Raw genomic sequence first — 22856 nt, 5'->3', positions numbered from 1 at the left:
GACCCGGGCGATGCGCGATCAGACGCCGGATGCAAGCGAACCGACGACGGCGATCCCGTCGCAGCCCGACGCCGGAACAGCCGACGACGATTCCGCCGAGGCCACCCGGGCCATCCCGACGCCGCGGAAGTCCGACGCCGACGCGGCGACCGAGAAGCTCAACACGCGCGCTGACGACCAACCCCAGCGTCGGGGTGGCAGCGGGGTCAGCGCCCAGGATCTGCTGCGCCGCGAGGGCCGCCTGTAGCTGGGTCTGCGCGCGCACGCCGACTGTGCGCGGAATAGCGTTCCGGGTTGTGAATTGAACGGTATTCACAGCCCGGATTGCTATTCCGCGGCGGCCTCGACGTCGTCCGCATCGGCCTCGACCAAGGGCCCGTCGTCGGCCTCCTGCAACGCCTCCTCCGCTGCCGGGTCGTCGGCGATCAGCACTCGGATGGCGCTGTTGAGGAAGGCCAGCACCGGCACGGCGAGCAGCGCGCCGATGATGCCGGCGAGCACCGCGCCGCCCGCGATCGCCAGCACGATCGCCAGTGGGTGGATCGACACCGCGCGTCCCATCACCAGTGGCTGCAGGACATGGCCCTCGAGCTGCTGCACGGCGATGATCAACCCGAGCGTGATCAGCGCGTAGATCCAGCCCTTGGCGATGAGCGCGACGATCACCGCCAGGAAACCCGTGACCACCGCGCCGACCAGCGGGACGAATGCCCCCAGGAACACCAGCGACGCCAGCGGAAGCGCAAGTGGCACACCCATGATCGCCAGGCCCACTCCGATGCCGAGCGCGTCGACCAGCGCGACGAGGAACGTCGCACGCACATAGCCGATCAGTGATCGGAAACCGGCGCGACCCGCGTCGCGCACCCGGTCCCGGACATCCGTCGGAAAGACCTGGGTGACGAACCCGAAGATGTTGCGGCCGCCGTGCAGCAGGAAGATCAGGGTGAACAACACCAGCAGCGCCCCGGTCACGATCTCGGTCAACGTGCCCGCAGTCGAGAGTGCCCCGCTGGTCAGCTTCTCCTGATTGCTGCCCAGGGCCTCGATCGCCGTGTCGCGGGCCTGATTGATCTGCTGGTCGCTGACCTTGAGCGGCCCGTCGGTGAGCCACGTCCCGAGACCCTCGATGCTGGTCGTCACCTGTGCGACCAGCGCCGGCGCACCGTCGACGAACTGCGTGATGACAAACGACAGCAACCCGCCGAACAGCGCGATACCGCTCAGCAGCACCAACGCCACCGCACCGCCGCGCGGCGCGCCCCGCCGATCGAGGAAGTCGACCACCGGCATCAACAGCGCGGCCACGATCGTGGCCAGCATGACCGGTACAAAAATGATCTCCAGCTGGAAGAAGAGCCACAGCAACGCGACGACGGCGCCGAAGATCACCAACAGCCGCCACGACCAGGCTGCGGTCTTGCGAACAAGCGGGCTGACCGACTCATCGGCAAGGGAGTCCAGCGAGGGACGGGCTGACATTCCGGTAGCGTAACGGCCCCGGGAGTCCGGTCCCGGGATCTGCGGAATCGGGCGGAGCACGGCTTACCCTGTACTGCGTGTCTCACGACGCTCCCGCGAGCGATACCGGGGCGGGACCCGCCGGCCGGGACCCCAAAGCCCGCGGCAAGTACTGGTGGCTGCGCTGGGCGCTGCTCGCGCTCGCGGTCATCGTGCTGACCGTCCAATTCGCCCTGGTCCACGACCAACTCGCCAAAGCATGGAAGAGCCTGTACTCGGCGAACTGGCTGTGGGTGCTGGCCGCGGTGGTCGCCGCCATGGCCTCGATGCACAGTTTCGCGCAGATCCAGCGCACCCTGCTGCGTTCCGCCGGCGTCCACGTGCGGCAATGGCGCTCCGAAGCCGCGTTCTACGCCGGCAACGCCCTGTCCACCACGATGCCGGGCGGTCCGGTGCTGTCCGCGACGTTCATCTACCGCCAGCAGCGGATGTGGGGCGCCTCGCCCGTTGTGGCCTCCTGGCAACTGGTGATGTCGGGCGCACTTCAGGTCATCGGACTGGCACTGCTCGGGCTGGGCGGTGCTTTCCTACTCGGTGCGACCAAGAACCCGATGTCGCTGATCTTCTCGCTCGGTGGCTTCATCGCGCTGATCCTGCTGGCCCAGGCGGTGGCCACCCGGCCCGAACTCATCGACGGAATCGGCGCGCGGGTGCTGTCGTGGGTCAACAAGATCAGGGGTAAGCCCACCGGCACCGGGCTGACGAAGTGGCGGGAGATCCTCAACCAACTCGAGTCGGTGCAGCTGGGCCGCAGCGTTCTCGGGAAGGCGTTCGGCTGGTCGCTGTTCAACTGGATCGCCGACGTCGCGTGCCTGCTCTTTGCCTGCTACGCGACGGGCGGTCACCCGTCGATCGCGGGAGTGATCGTCGCCTACGCCGCGGCCCGCGCCGTCGGCTCGATCCCGTTGATGCCCGGCGGACTGCTGGTCGTCGAGGCAGTCCTGGTGCCGGGCCTGGTCTCCAGCGGGATGCCACTGGCCGCGGCGATCTCGGCCATGCTGGTCTACCGACTGATCAGCTGGATCTTCATCGCCGCGATCGGCTGGGTGATCTTCTTCTTCATGTTCCGCACCGAGAAGGACATCGATCCCGACACCACAGAGACCGTCGCCCCGATCCGTGCCGCCGAGGACATCGGCACGCCGCATTTCAGCCCCGACCCCGACGCGCCGCATCCGCCGGACGACGTCCCCGCCACGTCGCCGGAACGCTTCGGACCGTAACGAAAGAGTGCCAGCCACATGATGTTTCGACCACTCACCGGCACTGCGTCGTTCGCAGCCCTGATGCTCCTCGCTGCCTGCTCGGCCGCCCCCGAGACCACCCCCGTGGGCACCACTGCCACTCCACCGGTCGCCTCGGAGTCACCGGCGACCACCCCCGCTCCGGCCGGGCCGTCAGTGGCCACGCCGCTGGTGGCGCGCGTTCTCAGCGCACCGATCCCGGTGCCCAGCACCGATGAGAAGGTGCACCTGGCCTACGAGTTGCAGCTGACCAACACGCTGGCCCAGGACGTCACGCTGACCTCTGTGGACGTCCGCGCCGGCGACCGCACACTGCTGAGCCTGCCCGGTGACCGGCTCGCCTACTGGACTCGGATCATCGGAACCCCCACGCCGACAACAACAATCGGACCGGCTCAGACAGCCTTCGTATGGCTTGACGTCGCACTGGCCCCGAACGAGACGATCCCGGACCAGCTCACCCACGCGGTGGGCATCTCGGTGCCACAACCGATGCCGCCGCTGTTTCCCGCCACCATGACCGAAACCGTCGCACCGGTCACGGTGCAGACGCGTGAGCCGATCGTTGTCTCTCCGCCGCTGGCCGGACCGAACTGGCTCAACGGAGACGGTTGCTGCGACATGACCGCGCACCGGATGGCTCTCAACCCCATCAACGGCGAGATCTGGGCCGCCGAACGATTCGCGATCGACTACGTCCAGCTCGGGCCCGACGGGCGGCTGTTCACCGGCGACAAGACCGACGTGAACAGTTATCCGTACTTCGGCGCCGACATCCTCGCCGTGGCCGACGGTCCGGTGGTAGCGACCCTCGACAGGCTGCCCGAACAGGTGCCCGGCACCGCACCCACCGGGCTTCCGCTCGAGCAGTACGGCGGCAATCACATCGTGCAAGATCTCGGCAACGGGTTCTACGCGCTGTACGCCCACCTCAAAACCGGGACGGTCCAGGTCGGTCCCGGTGATCAACTGACCGCCGGACAGGTGATCGGGTCGCTGGGCAACAGCGGCAACACTGATGCGCCGCACCTGCATTTCCACATCATGAGCAGTCCCGATCCGCTGCGCTCCGATGGGCTGCCGTTCGTGTTCTCGGACTTCGAACTGGATTCGCGTCTCGTCGAGTCACCGGAGTCACTCGACGGTCTGCTCGACGGCGCACCCGCCGAGCTGCAGCCCGGTTTCGCTCCTCGTGGCGAAACCGGTACCAGCCCAATCGTTTACGATGTGATGACCTATGCAGACCGGTGACCGTCCGCCCGCCCGGGTCGCGCTGACAGCACTCGCCGTCGACGCCGTGTGTGTGGTGGTGTTCTGCACGATCGGACGTCGCAGTCACGCCGAAGGGCTCACCGTCAGCGGCATCGCCGAGACGGCGTGGCCGTTTCTGACCGGGACCGGAGTGGGCTGGTTGCTCTCCCGCGGCTGGCAGCGTCCGACCTCCCTCGCCCCCACCGGGGTCGTGGTGTGGGTATGCACGGTGGTGATCGGGATGTTGTTGCGCAAGGCCACATCTCAGGGGATCGCAGTCAGTTTCATCGTGGTCGCCTCGTTGACCACCGCGGTGCTGCTGCTCGGGTGGCGCGCCCTGGTCGTGCGGAGAGCCAAGACGGCAGGTTGATCACGTCGTGGCCGCCATCAGGCGAGTCCGCACTCCGAGTACCGACAATCGGTTAGCCTGCGTTCAACCCTGAGGCTGCAGGTGATCGACGGCACCGGAAAGGCGGTTTCCGAATGACGAAACCAAGCGGGACTACCGAAGAAACCTCCCTGCTGAAAGTCCTCGGCAACTGGGACGTACTGGCCCTGGGCTTCGGCGCCATGATCGGCTTCGGCTGGGTGGTGCTCACCGGTGACTGGATCGGCTCGGCGGGCACGCTGGGCGCGGTGCTGGCGATGGCTGCGGGCGGGGCGATCATGGCCGTGGTCGGCCTGACGTACGCCGAGCTGACGGCAGCCATGCCCAAGGCCGGCGGTGAGCACAACTTCCTGCTTCGCGGCATGGGACCGCGGTGGTCGTTCATCGGCTCCTGGGGCATCGTCGGTGGCTACGTGACCATCGTGGCGTTCGAGGCTGTGGCGCTGCCCCGAACCGCCCTGTACCTGTTCCCGGACCTCAACCAGATCCGGTTGTGGGAGATCGCGGGCAGCGAGGTCTACCTCACCTGGGCGCTGGTCGGAGCCATCGCCGCGGTCGTCATCACCACCGTCAACATCCTCGGCGTCAAGTTCGCCGGCGTGGCGCAGACGTTTGTCGTGGTACTGCTGCTGGTCATCGGCCTGATGCTGGTCTTCGGTTCCTTCACCGGCGGCTCGGTGGACAACATGCAACCGCTCTTCACCGGCGGCACGGCAGGTTTCTTCGCCGTGCTCGTCGTGGTGCCGTTCCTGTTCGTCGGCTTCGACGTCATCCCGCAGTCCGCTGAGGAGGTGGACATCCCCGCGCGTCAGATCGGACGTCTGGTCGTCATCGCCGTCGGCCTCGCCACCATCTGGTACCTGATGACCATCGTGACCACCTCGTCGGCGATGTCGGCGGGCGAGCTCGCAGACGCGGACATCGCCACCGCGGATGCGTTCGGCACCTTGTTCAGCAGCGACGTCATGGCGAAGCTCCTGATCGCGGGAGGCATCGCCGGAATCCTGACCTCGTGGAACTCACTGCTTCTCGGTGCGTCGCGACTGATGTACTCGATGGCGCGTTCCGGCATGCTGCCCGCCTGGTTCGGCAAGCTGCACCCGAAGTTCCGCACCCCGGTCAACGCGCTGCTGTTCATCGGCGGTCTGTCGTTCATCGCCCCGTTCCTGGGCGAGGCGATGCTCGTGTGGCTCGTGGACTCCGGCTCACCCAGCATCGTCATCGCCTACCTGCTGGTCTCCGTGGTCTTCCTGGTGCTGCGCCGGCGGGAGCCGCAGATGGAGCGACCGCTGCGGGTCGGCGGGACGGGCAAGACCGGCCTGGTGATCGGCGGCGCCGCCGTGGTGCTCTGTGGCGGGCTGCTGAGCCTCTACCTGCCGGGGATGCCCGCGTTCCTCGACGTGCCACCGTGGATTCTGTTCGGTGCGTGGTGGTTGCTGGGCGTGTTCTTCCTGCTGCGCATCCCCGGTGGGGTCGCACCCGGCGAAGACGCCGAACATCGGTTATTGGAGGCGCTGAAGCAGCGTCGGGCAACGGCGGGCGAGGGCAGACGCACCTAGGCTACAGGTCTGAAACTTCTTGCAGTTCAGGCGAAATCGTGATGGTCAACGTCGCCCTCAGCCCGCCGAGCGGACCGTCCGACAACTCGATCCTGCCGCGGTGCAGCGCCGCCTGCTGAGCCACCAGCGCCAGGCCGAGACCCGAACCACCTGGTGCCGCGTTGCTTCCGCGGGAGAACCGGCCCAGCACGCTCTCGTGCTCGTCTGCCGGCAGGCCGACGCCGTTGTCGTCGACGACGAACGTCATCGTCTCGTTCTGCCGGTGGGTGGTGAGCAGGATGTGGGACGCCTCGCCGTGGGTGATGGCGTTTCGCACCAGGTTGTCGATCGCCAGCCGGAGCCCGCCGGGCCAGCCCCACACAGTGCCGAGGTCGTCGGCCACGTCGACGTCGATCTGGACCTCCCGGCTCACCCGCATGTTCTCCCGCGCCACCCGATCCAGCATGTCGGTCACGTCGATCACCTCGCGGTCCTCGACCTGCGCCAGCTGACCGGAGGCGAGTTGGCCCAGCGCGGTGATGATGCCCTCCACCCGGCGTTGCGCCCGGGACAGGTCGGCGACGACCTCTTCGCGTTCCTCACCTGGCAGATCGTGGATTCGCAGGGTGTCCAGATCGGCGCGCATCGCGGTCAGAGGCGTGCGCAGTTCATGTGCGGCGTTCGCCGCAAAATCCTGGGCGGCCTGCAGGGAGTTCGTGGTGGCGCGCTGGGCCGCTGCGAGACGGCTCAGCATCGCGCGCATCGCCTCGGACAGATCCTCGGCTTCCCGGACACCATGGACCGCCGGCATCTCGTCGGCGCCCTCACCCAACTGTTTGGTGTGTTCGGTCAGCTTGCGCAGGGGCCGGATCGCCGGCCCGGCGAGCAACCACCCCAGCCCGGCGGCGATCAGGACCGTCACCACGCCCACTGCGATGTAGGCGGGCACCCTCGCGGAGTTCAACAGGATGCTGTCGGCACGGATGCCGATGGACATCAGCACCCCGCCCTCCTGGTCGACCGGGATCGTCCGGACGCGGTACTCGACGTTGTTGACGATCACCGTCTCGGTGCCGGGAGCCAGCGCCGGAAGCTGGAATCCCCGTTGGTACACCACCTGACCCGATGACCGCGACCGCCCGGTCTGCAACACGCCCCGGCGTTGATCGGTGAGCTGCTCGGGAAACATGCTCGCGTCGACGATCGCATCGAGACGCCGATCCACCTGTGCGGCATCGTTGTTCGCCAACACCACCGACGTCAGGATCGTGAACACCGCGACGACGGCGGCCGCCGCGGCGGCCGCCGCGATGGCGACCCTGGTCCGCAGCGACGCCGATCGCAGAAACCTCGGAAGTCTCGGCAAGACCTCTACTGCTCTTCCCGCAGCACGTAGCCGATCCCTCGCACCGTGTGGATCACCCGGTGCAGTCCGTCGCGTTCGAGCTTGCGCCTCAGGTACGAGACGAACACATCGGCGACGTTGGTGTCGACGTCGAAGTCATAGCCCCACACCAACTCCAGCAGCCGCTGCCGGCTCAGCACCACCCCGGCGTTCTCGGCGAGCACCGCCAGCAGATCGAACTCCCGCTTGGTCAGCTCGACGCGCTCGCCGGCCACGAACACCAGGCGGCGCGCGGTGTCGATGGTCAGGGATCCGACCGTCATCGTGTCCGACGTCGGGTCGGAGTGATGGGCCCGGCGCAGCAGCGCGTGCAGCCGGGCGACCAGCTCTCCCAGATCGAACGGCTTGGTCAGGTAATCGTCGGCGCCGGCCTCGAGCCCCGCGATCCGGTCGTTGACGGTGTCGCGCGCGGACAGCACACAGATCGGGATGTCGTTTCCCAGCGCGCGCAGCGCTGTGACGACCGCGACCCCGTCGAGTTCGGGCATCTGCACGTCGAGCACCAGCGCGTCGTGCGATTCGCTCGACAACAACCGGAGCGCCTCTTTACCGTTGGCCGCCACCCGGACATCGAATCCCGAGTGGCGCAACCCCCTGGCCACCGACGTTCGGACGTCGGGGTCGTCGTCGACCATCAACACCGTCCGACCGGCCCCGTCCTGGATGGACGGCTCATCCCCGCGAGCGGGCGTCGCCACCACCCTGTCGCGCACCAGCCTCAGTAAGCGTCAGGCGAAGTGATGACGCCGCAGCGATCCTTCAGCTCCACCAACGGCCGGCGGATCTCGGTCAGCTCCGCCTTCACCACCGGATTGGCATTGAGGTACGCCTCGACATCCTGATGGATCTGGTCCCGCGGATCCCCGTGCAGGTCGGTGAAGAACGCGTTCACCTCGGGATGGGTGAACAGGTAGGCCGACGACGCCGCCGAGACTCCGGCAGCCGTACCGGAGAAGTCGGCAGCGGTGCAGTTGGGCGGCATGGGCTGTGCCGATGCCATGGGCGCAGCGCCGAGCACGCCGAACGCAACAGCGCCGGCGACCGCGCCGCCGCCCAGCGCGCCAGCAACCGCACGACGGACGGTGGGTGCCGAGAGCAACATTGAGTCTCCTTAATCAGGGTGGACCGGCACCAGAGTCGATCGCCGGTCAGGACCATCCTAGGGAAGCTAAGCAGAATGGCCGCCTGGTTTCTTGCCTAGCCGTTAATCAATCGTGAGAATGTCATCGAACCAGCTCACCGCGACGACGTGACTTCCGCGCTCGGAGACGTCGCAGGGCCCTCGACGGGCAGTGCGGGGCTCTGCTGGGCCGCCTGCATCAGGCCCAGCAGTTGAGGGACGCTCACCGGCAGCTTGCACCGCGCCGACAGGTTCGCCAGGGGCTGCTGAAGTCGCTGCATGTCCCCGGCGACGTCGGGGTTGGCGTCGAAATAGGTCTTCAGCGCGATGACCGACTGCGGTCCGCCCTGCTGCTGGGCGATGGTCGTCAGCGCCTGATTGGTCTCGGGTTTGGCTTCCAGGTAGTTGCCGGTGTTGGTGGCGACGGCGGCCACCGTTCTGGCCACCGAACTGGCCGCGCACGGGTCCGGCGCGGCCGTCACCGAGGGGGTCGCCGGCCCGGTCAGCGCGACCACACCGATGCCGGCGGCCGCGACCGCAGCAAAAGCCGCGGGCAGCCGATACCGTGCGACACGACCCGTCCGGCTCGCGGTGATTCTCGAGTGCGAATCCATGACGTACTCCTCACAGTTGCGAACGCCCCACCTCCGCGTACGTTCACCGCGGCCGGTAGCAAAGATCCCCGACGCCGAAACTTCTCCCCGACATACTGCCATCGCCTCCGCGGCAGTGGCCAATCGAGGCCGCGATGGGGCGGGCGTTAGAGCTGCATTAAGCAACGCTGGCAGCCTTTCACGAGGGCGGTCACCCTACAGCTCGCTGCTGTACGCTCTCGCTACGAAACGCCGGGGAGAAAGTGGGGAGTTCCGATCCAGCAGTTCATGATGCGGATCAGCAGCAATCTGCGCAGATTCCGCTGGGCGGTGTTCGCGGCGTGGGTGCTGCTGTTGGTCCCGTCGCTGTATCTCGCCATGAACCAGTCGGGCAATCTGACCGGTGGCGGTTTCGAGGTCGCCGGCTCCCAGTCGCTGTACGTCCAGCACCAACTCGAAGCGCAGTTCCCCGATCAGGGCGCCTCCCCACTGGCTCTGGTCGCCGCGCCGCGCGCGGACGCATCCTTCGACGACATGAACGCCGCGGTCGCCCAACTGGAGCGGATGGCCTCGGAGGTTCCCAGCGTCACGCTGATGCCCAATCCCCAACAACCCCCGCCCCAGCCGGACCGGCCCTACGTCGTCACGCTGCAACTGGACTTCGACAACACCGGCGCCGTCGACATCGCTCACCAGCTGCGGGAGAAGATCGGGGTCGAGGGGGACGAGGCCGGCGAGACCGAGAACGGCAAGGTCCGGCTCTACGTCATCGGGCAGGGCGCGCTCGGCGCAGCCGCGTCCGAGGCCACCAAGCACGACATCGCGCAGGCCGAGAAGTGGAACTTCCCGATCGTCCTGCTCATTCTGCTCGCGGTGTTCGGCTCGCTGGCCGCCGCGGCGATGCCACTGCTGCTGGGAGTCTGCACCGTCGTCGTGACCATGGGCCTGGTGTTCCTGCTGTCGATGTACACGACGATGTCGGTGTTCGTGACGTCGACGGTGTCGATGTTCGGCATCGCCGTAGCCATCGACTATTCGCTGTTCATCCTGATGCGGTTCCGCGAGGAGTTGCGCGCGGGCCGGGAGCCCCAGGACGCCGCCGACGCCGCAATGGCGACCTCCGGCCTGGCAGTGGTGCTGTCGGGCATGACCGTGATCGCTTCGGTCACCGGCCTCTATTTGATCAACACCCCGGTGCTGCAGTCGATGGCGACCGGCGCGATCCTGGCCGTCGCGATCGCGGTGCTCACCTCGACGACGCTGACGCCGGCGGTGCTGGCGTCGTTCGGCCGGGCCGCGGCGAAACGCTCGTCGTACCTGCACTGGTCGCGACGCCCCGAGGCGACCCAGTCCCGATTCTGGTCGCGCTGGACCGGCCGGGTGATGCGCAGGCCGTGGGTATCGGCGCTGGCCGCCTCCGCCCTGCTGCTGACCCTGGCCATTCCGGCGTTCTCGATGGTGCTGGGCAACAGCATGCTGCGGCAGTTCGATCCGACACACGAGATCCGGGGCGGGGTCAACGCGGCCGCCGAGGCCTTGGGTCCGGGCGCGCTCGGCCCGGTCCGGGTGCTGGTGAGCTTTCCCGACGGCAACGCCGCCTCCGCTCCGGCCAAGGAGCCGCTGCTCGACACGATCCGGCAGAGGATGGCCCAGGCCCCCAACACCGTGTCGGTGTCGCCGCCGGTGTTCGGCAACGACTACCGCAGCGCGCTGCTGTCGGCGGTGCTGTCTGTCGACCCGGAGGATCCGGGGGCCCGCGACACGGTCGACTGGATGCGCGAGCAGCTACCTCCGGTCGCCGAGGGCAGCGCCCGGATCGACGTCGGGGGCCCGACCGCGCTGATCAACGACTTCGACGACAAGGTGTCCGAGACCCAGCCCTGGGTCTTCCTGTTCGTTGCGCTGATCGCGTTCGTCATGCTGCTCATCTCGATCCGCTCGGTCTTCCTGGCGTTCAAGGGCGTGCTGATGACCGTGCTGTCGGTGGGCGCCGCATACGGCAGCCTGGTGGTCGTCTTCCAGTGGGGCTGGTTTTCGGCGTTGGGCTTCAAACAGCTCGAGTCGTTGGACAGCACGATCCCGCCGCTGGTGCTGGCGCTGACTTTCGGGCTGTCGATGGACTACGAGATCTTCCTGCTCACCCGGATCCGGGAGCGGTTCCTCCAGACCGGCAACACCCGCGACGCGGTGGCCTACGGCGTCAGCACCAGCGCTCGGACCATCACCAGCGCGGCGCTGATCATGATCGCCGTGTTCATCGGGTTCGCCTTCGCCGGTATGCCGCTGGTCGCCCAGCTCGGTGTTGCGAGCGCGGTCGCGATCGCGGTGGATGCGACCGTGGTGCGGCTGGTGCTCGTTCCGGCGCTGATGGCCATGTTCGACGAATGGAACTGGTGGCTGCCACGCTGGCTGGACCGCATCCTGCCGTCGGTCGACTTCGAGAAGCCACTCCCGAAGGCCGACATCGGCGACCTCGTCATCATCCCCGACGACATCTCGGCCCTGGCTCCTTCCGGCGCGGATCTTCGCACCGTCGTCAAGTCGGCCGCGAAGCTCAAAACTCTTGCACCCCAGTCAATCACAGTCGCCGATCCGCTCGCGTTCAGCGGATGCCAGCCGCGCAAGGTGATGGGGAGCAGCCGTCTCAAGGACAACGCCGGGCACCTCACCGTCGCGGTCACCAACCGTGCGCACGGCAAGACCGTGGCGGTCAGACTGCCGAAGCATCCGGTGACGATGTGGCGGGGCAGGCTCGATGTCGCCCTCGATGCGCTCGCGGTCGAGTCCGCAGGCGCCGACGGCACTCCGCTGCAGCGCAGCAGCCCGATGGAGACCACCACGGTGCTGCTCCCCACCGGCGATCGACTGCAGATCCCGACCGGCGCCGAGACCCTCCGTCTCAAGAGTTTTCTGATCATGCAGCGCAACAGCACCCGCGATTTCACCGAGTTCGCCGATCTGGTCGATTCGATGGACACTCAGACCGCGGCAGAAGTGCTCTCGGGCATGGACCGGTACTACGCTTGTCAACCGGAGCGCACACACTGGGTGGCCACCCAGTTGGTGCGCCGCCTGGCAGAGCCGCGGCCCTCCGACGGGTCCGAGGTCGCCGTGTCCGGGCCCGGCGCGGAGACCGAGTGGGCGCGAGTCAGGCAGCACTGTCTGTCGGTGGCGGTAGCGATGCTCGAGGAGGCGAGGTGACGGTGACCTCTGAGGTACGGGGCACGGACCGCGGTGAGTCGTCCGCGCGACGAGCCCCGGTTCCTGCGCCGCCCGCCGACCGGCCGGTGGAATTCTGGCCCACGGCGGCGATCCGCGCCGCCCTCGAGAACGACGACCTCAGCGTCTGGCAGCGCATCGTCGTGGCGATCAAACGCGACCCCTACGGCAGAACGGCACGCCAGGTCGAGGAGGTCCTCGACACCGCGAAGCCGTACGGGGTGTCCCGCGCCATGTCGGAGGTGCTGCTGCGCACCCGCGAACACCTCGAGGCCAACGAGTGCGCCGAGGTGGCCCGCCACGTGCACCTGCTGCTGGACCGGTCAGGGCTCGGCGAGCAGGAGTTCGCGTCGCGCATCGGGGTGCCCGCCGACGATTTTGCGGCCTACATGCGGGGCAGCGTCAGCCCGCCGGCATCGCTGATGATCCGGATGGGCCGGCTCTCCGAGCGCTTCGCCAAGATGCGCACCTGAGGCTCGGGGTCGCCGCGGAATCGGGGTCGCCTCCCGCCGCGGAATAGCATTCCGGGTCGCGGTCAGCCCCTCGATCACCGCCCTGGCTTCACTTTCGCGAGCGCCCCTAGCGCGAGTGGATCGGCGCCACGTCCTCGACCAGCCACCGTCCGTCACTCTTGGAAAGCGCGACCCGCAGCGCCAGCACCGCGGTGTCGGTCGGCTGCCCCGGCGAGGACTGGGTCCCGCGCAGGATCACCGCCACGCTCGCGGCGTCCGGGCCGATGGCCTCCACCCCCGCGGACACCGTAGCCGCCTGCGCCGAGACGTTTCTGCTCGCCAAATCCTTTGCCACTGCTGCGAACTCGCTCTCAAACCGCTCGGCGCTGGCCTGCGACATCATGGCCGTCGCACGGTCGATCGACGACGTCGGATTCTGCGGCGTGAACGTCGCCGACGCCTCGGCGACGCTGCTGGCGATCCCGGTCACCTCGGCGCTGTCCTCGCGCAACTCCCGGTCGGGCCGCGTCCACTGGGTGTAGCCGACCCCGACCGCGGCCACCAGCGCGGCAGTCGCCATCGCGACGATCCCCAGCCGCAGTCCCGGGCCATCGTCGTCGGTACCGACGGTCACCCTGTCGCGCCGTGCCACCACGAAGTTGACGATCACCCCCTGGAGCACCAGCAGGCACAGCACCGAGCACACCGACACCCACCACAGCGGCCATGCCAGCGCGACACCGATGTAGATCAGGGCGACGACCACCGCAGCCGGCGCAAGCAGGTCGAACGCGGCTACCCGCAGCCGGTTCCTCATCGGATCGGCTCCAGCCGGGAGATCAGCAGCCGTCCGTCGACGTCGGACACGCCCAGACGCAGCGTCCAGCGCACGGTCTGGGGCTCCTCGGTGCCGGCGTTCTCGCTGATCGACGTAGCCACCACCATGACCGTGTCGGTGCGCGCCGCCGACGCGGACAGTTCCGGCTGCGGCGGGGCGCTCGGCGCGCCGGGCTGATCGTGGTGGATCGTCTCGAGTGCCACCGAGTCGATCTGGCCGGTGGTGTTCGCCTCAAGCGTCTGGACCAGCCTGCGGTAGGGCTCGACGGTGGCCTCGAAGTCCGAGTTGAGCTGCCCGACGGTGCCCTCGTGCAAGGTGTTCAGATCAGCCTCGACGGTGTCGGAGTTCATGTTGATCAGCACGCCGGTCCACTCGGCGGCGGCCTGCAGAACCTGGGTGCGGTACCTCAACTCCTCGGCGTCGCCGCGGTGCTGGCTCCAGATCAGGCCGGCCAGCACGACCGCGGCGATCGCGACAGCTCCGAGCAGCGCCGACGCGACTCCGTAACTGCTGAAAATGCCGTCACGCTGCGGCTCCTGCTCATCGTCGGGCATGCGCGTGAGGGTACCCGGGCGTTTCTGGAAGGATGTCGGGGTGACGGTAGAAGCGAATCGCGAGACCAAATCCGGCATCGACCTCAGCCACCTCGACCCGACGGCCCGACCGCAGGACGATCTGTTCGGTCACGTCAACGGCCGGTGGCTCACCGACTATAAGATCCCCGCGGACCGGGCGACCGACGGCGCCTTCCGCACGCTGTACGACCGCGCCGAGGAACAGATCCGCGACCTGATCACCCAGGCGAGCGAGTCCGAGGCCCCCGAAGGCACCGACCAACAGCGCATCGGTGACCTCTACGCCAGCTTCATGGACGAGGAGACGATCCGGCGGCGTGGCCTCGACCCGCTGCGCACCGAACTCGCCGTGGTCGACGCCGCCGACAGCCCGGACGCGCTCGCGCGGGCGCTGGGCGCTCTGCAGCGCACCGGTATCGGCGGAGGCACCGGACTCTACGTCGACACCGACTCGAAGAACTCGTCGCGCTACCTGCTGCATCTGACCCAGTCGGGTATCGGGCTGCCCGACGAGTCCTACTTCCGCGACGAGCAGCACGCCGAGATCCTGGCCGCCTATCCGCGCCACATCGCCGCGATGTTCGCGCTCGTCTACGGCGGCGGCGCCGACGACCACGCCGCGACCGCCTACACGATCGTTGCGCTGGAGACCAAGATCGCGGCGGCGCACTGGGATGTGGTGAAGCGCCGCGACGCCGATCTGACCTACAACCTGCGGACCTTCGCCGAGGTGGCCGCCGAGTCCCCCGGCTTCGACTGGGCCGGCTGGCTGCAGAGCTTGGGCGCGACGGGTGAGCAGAGCGCCGAGATGGTGGTCCGGCAGCCCGATTACCTGACCGCGTTCGCCGCGCTGTGGTCGGGCGAGAGCCTCGAAGACTGGCGGAACTGGCTGCGGTGGCGAGTCATTCATGGCCGGTCATCGCTTCTGACCGACGAGCTCATCGCCGAGGACTTCGGGTTCTACGGCCGCAGGCTGTCGGGCACCGAGGAGATCCGCGACCGCTGGAAGCGCGGCGTCTCGGTGGTCGAGGGCCTGATGGGTGACGCGCTGGGCCGGTTGTATGTCGAGCGGTACTTCCCCCCGCAGGCCAAGGCGCGAATGGACGAGTTGGTCGCCAACCTGCGTGAGGCCTACCGGGTGAGCATCAACAAGCTCGAGTGGATGACGCCGCAGACCCGGGAGAAGGCGTTGGTCAAGCTCGACAAATTCACCCCGAAGATCGGCTACCCGAACAGGTGGCGCGACTACTCGGAGTTGGTGATCGATCGCGCCGACCTGTACGGCAACTACCGTCGCGGCTACGAGCTCGAGTACGACCGCGATCTGGCCAAGCTCGGCGGCCCGGTGGACCGCGACGAATGGTTCATGACGCCGCAGACCGTCAACGCCTACTACAACCCCGGGATGAACGAGATCGTGTTCCCGGCGGCGATTCTGCAGCCACCGTTCTTCGACGCCGAGGCCGACGACGCCGCGAACTACGGCGGCATCGGGGCGGTCATCGGGCACGAGATCGGTCACGGTTTCGACGACCAGGGCGCCAAGTACGACGGCGACGGCAACCTGGTCGACTGGTGGACCGACGAGGACCGTGCCGAATTCAGCACCCGCACAACGGCGTTGATCGAGCAGTACGAGGAATTCGTGCCCCGCGGGTTGGGTAACGGTCACCACGTGAACGGCGCGTTCACCGTGGGGGAGAACATCGGCGACCTCGGCGGCCTGTCGATCGCGTTGCTGGCCTATCAGTTGTCGCTCAACGGCGAGCCCGCACCGGTGATCGACGGACTCACCGGCGAGCAGCGGGTGTTCTTCGGTTGGGCGCAGGTGTGGCGGACAAAATCGCGTGAGGCCGAAGCGATCCGGCGCCTCGCGGTGGACCCGCACTCACCGCCTGAGTTCCGCTGCAACGGCGTGATTCGCAACATGGACGCGTTCTACGAGGCTTTCGAGGTCAGCGAGTCCGACTCGCTCTACCTGGAACCGCAGCGACGGGTGCGCATCTGGAACTGACGCCAGCGGCGTCGTGCGCGTCTGAACCTGCTCGAAGGCTGTTGATGTGCTGCCGATGAGCTTGGGTGCCCGGACCGATGCTGTATCTGCTTCTACTGTTGGTGCACCAGCACGGTCCGACAGAGATCAGGGGCTAACACATGCCGAGTTTTCAGATGATCACCCGCACCACACGGTTCATCGCGGGGGCCGGGGCCCTCGCCTCGGCTGCCCTGACCCTCAGCGCGGCACTGGCCCACGCGGATCCGAATGATCCAGCGATGAGCCAGCTTTCGCCAGACGGTCACGTCCGATCGGAGCAGTCGGCAAAGGTTTCGGGTGGTGATCTCTGCGTGCCGAATGAAGGCACGCTGGGTACCGCGAGCATTCGCACCCCAGAGATCGGGGTCCCCCAGCAATCGGCCGAAGAAGCGGGGCCCGAGTGGGTCGGGTCACGTGGGTGGCAGGCGGTGGGCATCGATCCCGCGGACCCGTGGGGTGGGAACTTCGATCCCCAGAACACGCACACCGGTCCGGCCTGCTCACCCGTCGCACCGAACGGCTTCTCGTAGGACCGGCCGATCTGCACGGGTGCGGTACCCGTGGTCGAGGAACCGCCCGACGGCATTCACCGTGGCCGATGTCCGGGCGGCGTCGGTCAGGTCGAATCCGTGGCCGGCACCTGGAAGCTCGACATAGCCAACGGGTTTCGTGGACACCCGCCGCAGTCGATCGACGAAGCTACGTGCCTCGCCCACGGGGATGACCGCGTCGCTGGCGCCGTGGATGACGAGAAAGGGCGGCGCAGACGCATGCAGTCGTGCCATCGGTGACGCGTCGTGGAACACCGCGGGATGGCGAGATTGACGGCGTCGCACGACAACGCGTTCCAAGAAGTCCATGAAGCGGGCACGCGCCGGTGTCGACCGGTCCTCCCAGTCGTAGCAGCCGTAGATGCTGACCACCGCATCCACCGAGGTGTCGCAGGCGGTGTCCACGGTTGTCTCCCATTGCTGTTCGCCGGCTGTCAACCCCGCGAGCGCTGCCATGTGTCCGCCCGCCGAACAGCCCGCGACCGCCACAAAACTCGTGTCACCGCCGAATGAGCCGGCATGGACCCGGGCCCACGCAATCGCCGACTTCACGTCGATGATCTGCCGGGGCCAGCGGTGCCGCGGACTCGTCCGATACTGCACCGACAGACACACCCACCCTCGTTCGGCCAGGTGCGCCATCAGGGCGTGCCCCTGCAGCACCCTGCTCCCGATCACCCAGGCGCCGCCGGGCAGGAAGACCAGCACGGGCGCCGGTTCGGTGAGGTCCGGTCGACGCCAGACGTCGAGCACCTGACCGGGTGCGTCGCCGTAGGGCACCGAGGCTCGATGGACCAGGCTTCGGTGCCTCCCGGCATGACGCCACGGCGCGCCGGGTTCGCCCACGGGCCACGGTTCCTGGAGTTCGTCGGCGGGGAGGATGTCGCGTAGACCGTCGGCCATCAGGCTGTCGGCCAGCAGTCTCTCCCGTCGACGCATCGGCGAATTGCCGGTCGCCAGACGAACTCTCGCTGATGCCATGAAGTCCGGAAGGTAGCGGGCACCGAAAACACCCAGTGCCGCGATTCCGCCGACCGGCTCCAGGTAGGCGCCTATGAAGGGCAGCCGGCCGGGTGCCGCGGCCACTGCTATCAGATAGTCGTCCAGGCCCGCACGAAGTACCCATGCCGCGTTCGACCGCACCCTCCGTGCCACCGATGCGGGGCGCTGCGGGAGTTCACCGCGGGATTCGGACGTCACGGGTTCTGCCCGCAGTTGGGCGTGGTGGGAAGGCCGTCGAAGCGGTCGGTGATCCACTGCAGCGCCCTGGGTGCGTCGACAAGGATCGGGAACGCGTGGTTGACGATCAGCTTGTTGAACAGCGGGGGTTGTTCGTTGGTGAAGAATTCGACGTCGGCCCCCAACGCACACCAGTCGCGGGCAAGCTGGACGGCGGGTCCATAGGGGACCAACGGGTCGTAGCGGTTGCTGACGATCAGTGCAGGCGCATGGGGTTCGAGGCGACCGATGCGCTGCTCGTGGAACAGGCTCCGAAAGGGTTCCTGTTGGGCCGCGGTCGCAATGTCGATCGCGAAGTAGCGCTGCACATGTCGGAAGCCGAAGTTGGCCATGGTTTCGGCCAGACATTGGTTCTGGGTCTTGGCGATGAGATCCTCTCCGTCCGGAGTGAGCGCGTGGTGGATGTTGTCGCTGAACTCGGGATAGGCGGCCATCGCCGAGTTGATGACGTAACCCAGAATTCCGGCGGTGACGCTGCCGTCCAGGAAGGGCAGCAGCTGCGACAGGTCGGCCGGCGGAGCGCCGGCGTAGGCACCGACGATGTGCAACTCGGGGGCGTAGGTGGGCGCGAGCTCGAGGGCCGCGGCGGTCGCCGCGCCGCCCTGGGAGTAGCCGTAGAAGGCGACGGGGCCTGCCGGGTCCAGTCCCGATTCGGGAAGCCGTTGTGCGGCTCGCGCGGCGTCCAGGACAGCATGGGCGGAGGCGGGTCGATTGACGTAGGTGTGCACGCCCGGTGTTCCGAAGCCCTCGTAGTCGGTGACCACGACCGCCCAACCACGTTTGATCATTCGTTGGATGATGACCAGCTCGTACTCGAGGAACACGTCGAGCACCCGGTTCCAGTAGAGGTACTCGTTGAGCAGTCGCGAGGGCGCGCACTGATCGCCCTGGCCGTGCGTGCCCACGGCGTAGGAGATCAGCGGTCGCGGGCCCTGCCCGGTCCACGGGTCGGTGGGCTGGATGAACTTCCCGGTCACCGCGATCGGATTCCCTCGCGCATCGGCGCTGCGGTACATGACGCGTGTCGCTGTCGCCGGCAGAGTGCCGGGAAAGTGGACCGTCGCCGGTATCACCGACGGTTCGGTCCGCACCAGGTCACCGGGCCGGCCGGGCGGAAGCGGGACGGGAGGCAGGTAGAAGTCGCCGACATATCCGTCGGCGTGTGCCTCCGAAACCACCGTGCCGACAACACATGTCAGCGTGATGCACACAGCGACGAACAGACCCCCGAACCGAAACATTACTGGACGGTAACAAGCACGGGGTCGTAGCGGAAGACTTTTCTCTAATCTTTTAGAGAATTTGCGAAACGCTTCCCAGCCACGCCGTGCGAGCCGGCAGGTAACATCACCGCGCGTAAGTTCACGTCGTAAGTACAACGCCCCGGAGCGTCGGCGATCACTCGCGGACGCCGCGATTGAGCTGCTCGGGTCCAGGGGGACTCACGGGCTGAGCCATCCGCGGGTCGACGAACACGCCGGTGTGCCTGCGGGCACCACCTCCTTCTACTTCCGCACCCGTAAGGCCCTGATGCACGCCATCGCCGAGCGCATGGCCGAACTCGACGCCGCCGACCTGTCAGTGCTCTCCGAGCTCGCCAAGGACACCACCACCGCATACGCAGGGACCGCCGGCTTGGCGAGGCTGGTGATGATGTCGAGCACCGAGCCGTACCTCACCCGCAGCCGGGCCCGCTACGAGCTCGTCCTCCAGTTGAGCCGCGAGCCCGAGCTCGCCGAGGCATTCGTACAGTTCGCGGCCGGGTTCTACTCGCTGGCCCGCGAGGTGATCACTCAGTGGTACGGCCCGGACACCGAGCCCGACCCCCGCGTCGTCGAAGAACAGGCCGTCGTCCTGCTGACATTCATCAACGGCGTCATGATGAGCTTCGTCATCGGCGCCCCTGTGGTCAGTGACGCAGAGCAACTGGATCGGTGGATCCAGACGATCCTCGGCGGCACACCCCAGCCCGGAAGCGACTCGCCGGCTAACCGGTGAGTGCGAGTCAGACCGCGATCCGCAGCGGAACCGCTCGCCGGAGGCGCTGTGGCAGCACGATCGAATCCGCGGCGTGTGGCTGGAAGCGGTACGCGCGCAGCGATTCCGATGCAGGCAGCGAGCCCGAGTCGATCACGACTGCGGACGCGTCGCCGTCGTCGGTGGGAATGACGATGGTGTCCCCCGGGTCACCGTAGATACCCTGGCAGTCATCGCCGACGCAACGACCGAGGGTGAGATCGATGTCGCCTTCGAACAGGTCGTTGATCCACCCCGCCATCAACAGTTGCACCGCAGGAGGATTCTGCGTACGCGGGAAACCTGCCACGAGGTAGGCCGCGAACTGGATCACCGGACTGCCGCCGAGCATGCCGTCCATGTGAACACCGTTGTTGATGACGACCCCGTTGAACTTCCCGGGGCGCGCTTCTGAAAGTTCCTCGTTGATCCTGCTGTTGGCGTTCAGAAAGTTCAGCGGGGCGCCGATCTCGTATACGGGGATGTAGTCGGCCGGGTCGCCGTTGTTGCTCTGTTCGAGCTTCTTCATGCGGTCCAGCGCATTCGGCATGATCGGGGAGAAGGGGACTCCGTCGAGCAGCACCACACCGGCGGCGTCGTTGGCCGCGTCCTGCCCGGCGGCTCGACGGGCCAGCAGACCCTCGGCGTAGTGACCCGCGACGCCGGGAGCGAATCCGCCCCCCAGCGAATGCCCGACCAACACGAACTCGGTTGGCACGGTGAGACTTTGCCGGCCGTCCGTGAGCGTGGCCGTCGTCAGGCTCGCGGTCAGTGCGGCGCGGTTCTCGTCGAGGAACAGTTGCGCGACCGCCTTGTGCATGCCGTCACCGCCCAACCACAGGTTGCCCTCCGCGAAGGGGTTCGAGGTCAGGGTGGTCGCGATGACCACGCTGTTGGTCCGCTCCGCGAGGTAGGCCGCCGTGTGGCTGTACATCGGGCTGCTGGCGAGGATGCCGTGCTGCAGGTAGATCAGCCGTTCCGGTTGGCCGTGCGTGGGGTAGTACCAGTCGGCCGGCACTTCGTTTCCGGGCGAGATGATCAACGTGGAACTGCTGACCCGGATCGAGTCCCGCAGCGCGTACGGCACCACGGGCGGGCCGTCAAAGGCCTGCACCAAGGCACCGATGAAGTCGAACACCGCCGAACCGAGCGCCCTGACCAGCGGTGGGTAGTCCGGCTGGAAAGGCCCGAGGAAGTGTTGTGCGGCCGGTGCCGGCTCCTCGACCGCCAGTGGTACCGCGACCCCCTGTGGCGCGCTCGGCGTCGGCGCTTCCACGGCGACGAGTTCCTGATGCGGCGCGGCCGATGGTGCAGACTCCGCTGCCGACGGCGTCACGCCGCGCTTGGATTCCTCGGGCGCCTCGACGTCAGCTTCGGTCTGAGCCTCCGACTCGGTCTCGGCCTCGATCTCAGTCTCGGCCTCGATCTCGGTCTCGGTCTCGGTCTCGGCCTCGGTCTCGGTATCTGTGTCCGTCTCTACCGCGTTCTCGGTCTCTGTCTCGATCTTCGACGGTGCCGCCGTGGACGGATCGGCAACACGCGATCCGAGTTTCGAATCCGGATCTGCGGAGTCGCCACCCTGCGAGGTGCCACGTTGTCGTTGTGGCGTCGACTTATCCGAGTCTGCGCTGACGGATCCCGCGGAGCGGCGCTCGCGTGTGTCCGAAGGACCCGGATCCCTGTCCGCAGAAGCGCTCGACGTGCCGCCGTCCGCACCACCCGCGTCAGTGTCCGCCTGCGCCGCGCCGGCACCCACCAACAACGCCGAAGACACACCCGCGGTCAGCACACCGGCCCCAAGCCATCCCGCCACCCGCGCCATGAGTTCCTCCAGATTCGTTTTGGTGAGTGGACGTTATCCCGCCAACGGACATGGGGGTGTGCATTCGTCCTACTCAGGGCGGCTAGGTCGTACGCTCAGCAACGGCTCAGGGGCTGAATTCGATGTCAGACCCTTCTGCCAGGATGGTGTCATGTCCTCGGCTGCACCGTGTTTCATCCCGAGCCCGCCGCGGGGTGCGCGGCTGGAGGTGCTGTTCGACGAGTTGTCTGAGTTGGCGGGTCAGCGGAATGCGATCGACGGACGCATCGTCGACATCGTCGCCGAGATCGACCGCGACGGGCTGTGGGCGACCACCGGCGCCAAAACAGTCTCTGCGCTGGTGGCCTGGAAACTGGGCACCTCCCCACACAACGCCGAAACCCTGGTCACCGTCGCCGAACGCGTCGAAACCTTCCCGCGCTGCCTCGACGCGCTGCGGGAGGGCCGGTTCTCCCTCGATCAGGTCGGTGTCATCGCCGAACGCGCCGCCGACGGCTCCGACGACCACTACGCGCTGCTGACCGAGAGCGCCACGGTCTCCCAACTGCGGATCGCGACCAAGGCCGAACCACGCCCCGAACCACGCCCCGAACCCGACCCCCCACCACAACCCGAAGCCGCTTCTGAATTCGATTGTGAAGCCGAACCGCAGCGCCCGCCCGAACCGGAGCGGTCGATCAGCAAAACCAGCGACGACACCTACACCTACTGGCGGATCAAAGTGCCCCACGCCGAGGCGGCCACGGTCGACGCCGCGCTGGGCTCGCACCTCGACGGGTTGGTCGCCGACTGGAAAGCCGCCCACGGATCCGGTGACGACGGCACCGGCGACGGTGAGCGCACCAGCGAGCAGGCGGCGCCGTTCCCGAGCACGATCGATGCGTTCATGAGCCTGGTCGAGGCCGGCTGGGACACCGAGGTCGCGCGCCGCCCGCACGGGCAGCGCACCACCGCGGTGATCCACGTCGACGCCGCTTCCCACGTCGCCGCCCTGCACCTGGGGCCGCTGCTGTCTGAGGAGGACCGCCGATTCCTGCTCTGTGATGCGA

At 67.5% G+C, this 22856-nt stretch carries 21 protein-coding genes; 11 read left to right on the top strand and 10 right to left on the bottom strand.

The features are described 5' to 3' along the window. Positions 1-247 (top strand): hypothetical protein (locus tag WA965_RS01400; RefSeq protein ID WP_526446949.1); only part of this gene is annotated, 247 nt, incomplete at its 5' end. An 80-nt stretch (positions 248-327) separates the two neighbouring features. Here WA965_RS01400 and WA965_RS01395 read toward each other — a convergent pair. Next, on the bottom strand, positions 328-1482 hold the full coding sequence (locus WA965_RS01395; protein ID WP_526294871.1) for an AI-2E family transporter: 1155 nt from the start codon (positions 1480-1482) through the stop codon (positions 328-330). A gap of 77 nt (positions 1483-1559) precedes the next feature. Between WA965_RS01395 and WA965_RS01390 the strand changes: the two genes are divergently transcribed. From WA965_RS01390 to WA965_RS01375, 4 genes are all read left to right on the top strand, one after another. Beyond that, positions 1560-2744, top strand: a complete 1185-nt coding sequence (locus tag WA965_RS01390) for a lysylphosphatidylglycerol synthase transmembrane domain-containing protein (RefSeq protein WP_526294873.1) — start codon at positions 1560-1562, stop codon at positions 2742-2744. An 18-nt stretch (positions 2745-2762) separates the two neighbouring features. Then, on the top strand, positions 2763-4016 hold the full coding sequence (locus tag WA965_RS01385; RefSeq protein WP_526294875.1) for a peptidoglycan DD-metalloendopeptidase family protein: 1254 nt from the start codon (positions 2763-2765) through the stop codon (positions 4014-4016). Continuing rightward, positions 4003-4386 (top strand): DUF3054 family protein, encoded by a 384-nt coding sequence (locus WA965_RS01380; protein ID WP_526294877.1) that lies wholly within the window; start codon positions 4003-4005, stop codon positions 4384-4386. Before WA965_RS01385 ends, WA965_RS01380 begins: the two co-directional genes overlap by 14 nt. 113 nt (positions 4387-4499) lie before the next feature. Further along, a complete protein-coding gene (locus WA965_RS01375) occupies positions 4500-5963 on the top strand; it encodes an amino acid permease (RefSeq protein WP_526294879.1) in 1464 nt (487 codons plus the stop codon). 1 nt (position 5964) lies between these two features. On the opposite strand, the gene WA965_RS01370 is transcribed toward WA965_RS01375, so the two are convergent. From WA965_RS01370 to WA965_RS01355, 4 genes are all read right to left on the bottom strand, one after another. Continuing rightward, positions 5965-7308 (bottom strand): sensor histidine kinase, encoded by a 1344-nt coding sequence (locus WA965_RS01370; RefSeq protein ID WP_526294881.1) that lies wholly within the window; start codon positions 7306-7308, stop codon positions 5965-5967. A 5-nt stretch (positions 7309-7313) separates the two neighbouring features. Beyond that, on the bottom strand, positions 7314-8060 hold the full coding sequence (locus tag WA965_RS01365) for a response regulator transcription factor (protein WP_347133291.1): 747 nt from the start codon (positions 8058-8060) through the stop codon (positions 7314-7316). 5 nt (positions 8061-8065) lie between these two features. Continuing rightward, on the bottom strand, positions 8066-8449 hold the full coding sequence (locus WA965_RS01360) for a hemophore-related protein (protein ID WP_526294883.1): 384 nt from the start codon (positions 8447-8449) through the stop codon (positions 8066-8068). Positions 8450-8583: 134 nt separating this feature from the next. Then, the gene (locus tag WA965_RS01355; RefSeq protein WP_526294885.1) at positions 8584-9081 is read right to left on the bottom strand and encodes a hemophore; all 498 of its coding nucleotides are present in this window, start codon (positions 9079-9081) and stop codon (positions 8584-8586) included. A 267-nt stretch (positions 9082-9348) separates the two neighbouring features. On the opposite strand from WA965_RS01355, the gene WA965_RS01350 reads away from it, so the two are divergent. Further along, complete coding sequence (locus tag WA965_RS01350; RefSeq protein ID WP_526294887.1) at positions 9349-12261, top strand: MMPL family transporter; 2913 nt, start codon at positions 9349-9351, stop codon at positions 12259-12261. Beyond that, positions 12258-12752, top strand: coding sequence for an XRE family transcriptional regulator (locus WA965_RS01345; protein ID WP_526294889.1), 495 nt, complete (start codon positions 12258-12260; stop codon positions 12750-12752). Before WA965_RS01350 ends, WA965_RS01345 begins: the two co-directional genes overlap by 4 nt. Positions 12753-12858: 106 nt before the next feature. Here the strand turns inward: WA965_RS01345 and WA965_RS01340 are convergent, their stop codons facing one another. Both WA965_RS01340 and WA965_RS01335 read right to left on the bottom strand, forming a co-directional pair. Next, entirely contained in the window at positions 12859-13548 is a 690-nt protein-coding gene (locus WA965_RS01340) for a hypothetical protein (RefSeq protein WP_526294891.1), read from the bottom strand. After that, on the bottom strand, positions 13545-14123 hold the full coding sequence (locus tag WA965_RS01335) for a hypothetical protein (protein WP_526294893.1): 579 nt from the start codon (positions 14121-14123) through the stop codon (positions 13545-13547). The genes WA965_RS01340 and WA965_RS01335 overlap by 4 nt, the downstream gene beginning before the upstream one ends. A 40-nt stretch (positions 14124-14163) precedes the next feature. On the opposite strand from WA965_RS01335, the gene WA965_RS01330 reads away from it, so the two are divergent. Together WA965_RS01330 and WA965_RS01325 are read left to right on the top strand one after the other, a co-directional pair. Continuing rightward, complete coding sequence (locus WA965_RS01330; RefSeq protein WP_526446947.1) at positions 14164-16158, top strand: M13 family metallopeptidase; 1995 nt, start codon at positions 14164-14166, stop codon at positions 16156-16158. A 140-nt stretch (positions 16159-16298) separates the two neighbouring features. Beyond that, complete coding sequence (locus tag WA965_RS01325; protein WP_526294897.1) at positions 16299-16709, top strand: hypothetical protein; 411 nt, start codon at positions 16299-16301, stop codon at positions 16707-16709. Here the strand turns inward: WA965_RS01325 and WA965_RS01320 are convergent. Next, a complete protein-coding gene (locus WA965_RS01320; protein ID WP_526294902.1) occupies positions 16680-17885 on the bottom strand; it encodes an alpha/beta hydrolase in 1206 nt (401 codons plus the stop codon). The genes WA965_RS01325 and WA965_RS01320 overlap by 30 nt on opposite strands. Positions 17886-17926: 41 nt before the next feature. Continuing rightward, positions 17927-19210, bottom strand: a complete 1284-nt coding sequence (locus tag WA965_RS01315; protein WP_526294898.1) for a lipase family protein — start codon at positions 19208-19210, stop codon at positions 17927-17929. 181 nt (positions 19211-19391) lie between these two features. Here WA965_RS01315 and WA965_RS01310 point away from each other — a divergent pair, with 181 nt between their 5' ends. Then, positions 19392-19967 (top strand): TetR/AcrR family transcriptional regulator, encoded by a 576-nt coding sequence (locus tag WA965_RS01310; protein ID WP_526294904.1) that lies wholly within the window; start codon positions 19392-19394, stop codon positions 19965-19967. A 7-nt stretch (positions 19968-19974) separates the two neighbouring features. Here WA965_RS01310 and WA965_RS01305 read toward each other — a convergent pair whose 3' ends face one another. Beyond that, complete coding sequence (locus tag WA965_RS01305; RefSeq protein WP_526446945.1) at positions 19975-21807, bottom strand: alpha/beta hydrolase; 1833 nt, start codon at positions 21805-21807, stop codon at positions 19975-19977. 151 nt (positions 21808-21958) lie between these two features. On the opposite strand from WA965_RS01305, the gene WA965_RS01300 reads away from it, so the two are divergent. Beyond that, on the top strand, positions 21959-22856 hold an 898-nt coding region (locus WA965_RS01300), incomplete at its 3' end, for a DUF222 domain-containing protein (protein WP_526446943.1).

Origin of the sequence: Mycobacterium sp., assembly GCF_049683935.1 — a bacterium.
Classification (GTDB): domain Bacteria; phylum Actinomycetota; class Actinomycetes; order Mycobacteriales; family Mycobacteriaceae; genus Mycobacterium.
This window is presented reverse-complemented; position numbering and strand designations above follow the sequence as displayed.

Coding starts and splice junctions, on each gene's coding strand:
- WA965_RS01325 (WP_526294897.1), top strand. CDS start 16,299: ATGCCGAGTTTTCAGATGATCACCCGCACCACACGGTTCATCGCGGGG.
- WA965_RS01335 (WP_526294893.1), bottom strand. CDS start 14,123: ATGCCCGACGATGAGCAGGAGCCGCAGCGTGACGGCATTTTCAGCAGT.
- WA965_RS01385 (WP_526294875.1), top strand. CDS start 2,763: ATGATGTTTCGACCACTCACCGGCACTGCGTCGTTCGCAGCCCTGATG.
- WA965_RS01355 (WP_526294885.1), bottom strand. CDS start 9,081: ATGGATTCGCACTCGAGAATCACCGCGAGCCGGACGGGTCGTGTCGCA.
- WA965_RS01375 (WP_526294879.1), top strand. CDS start 4,500: ATGACGAAACCAAGCGGGACTACCGAAGAAACCTCCCTGCTGAAAGTC.
- WA965_RS01305 (WP_526446945.1), bottom strand. CDS start 21,807: ATGGCGCGGGTGGCGGGATGGCTTGGGGCCGGTGTGCTGACCGCGGGT.
- WA965_RS01395 (WP_526294871.1), bottom strand. CDS start 1,482: ATGTCAGCCCGTCCCTCGCTGGACTCCCTTGCCGATGAGTCGGTCAGC.
- WA965_RS01315 (WP_526294898.1), bottom strand. CDS start 19,210: ATGTTTCGGTTCGGGGGTCTGTTCGTCGCTGTGTGCATCACGCTGACA.
- WA965_RS01340 (WP_526294891.1), bottom strand. CDS start 13,548: ATGAGGAACCGGCTGCGGGTAGCCGCGTTCGACCTGCTTGCGCCGGCT.
- WA965_RS01380 (WP_526294877.1), top strand. CDS start 4,003: ATGCAGACCGGTGACCGTCCGCCCGCCCGGGTCGCGCTGACAGCACTC.
- WA965_RS01360 (WP_526294883.1), bottom strand. CDS start 8,449: ATGTTGCTCTCGGCACCCACCGTCCGTCGTGCGGTTGCTGGCGCGCTG.
- WA965_RS01350 (WP_526294887.1), top strand. CDS start 9,349: ATGATGCGGATCAGCAGCAATCTGCGCAGATTCCGCTGGGCGGTGTTC.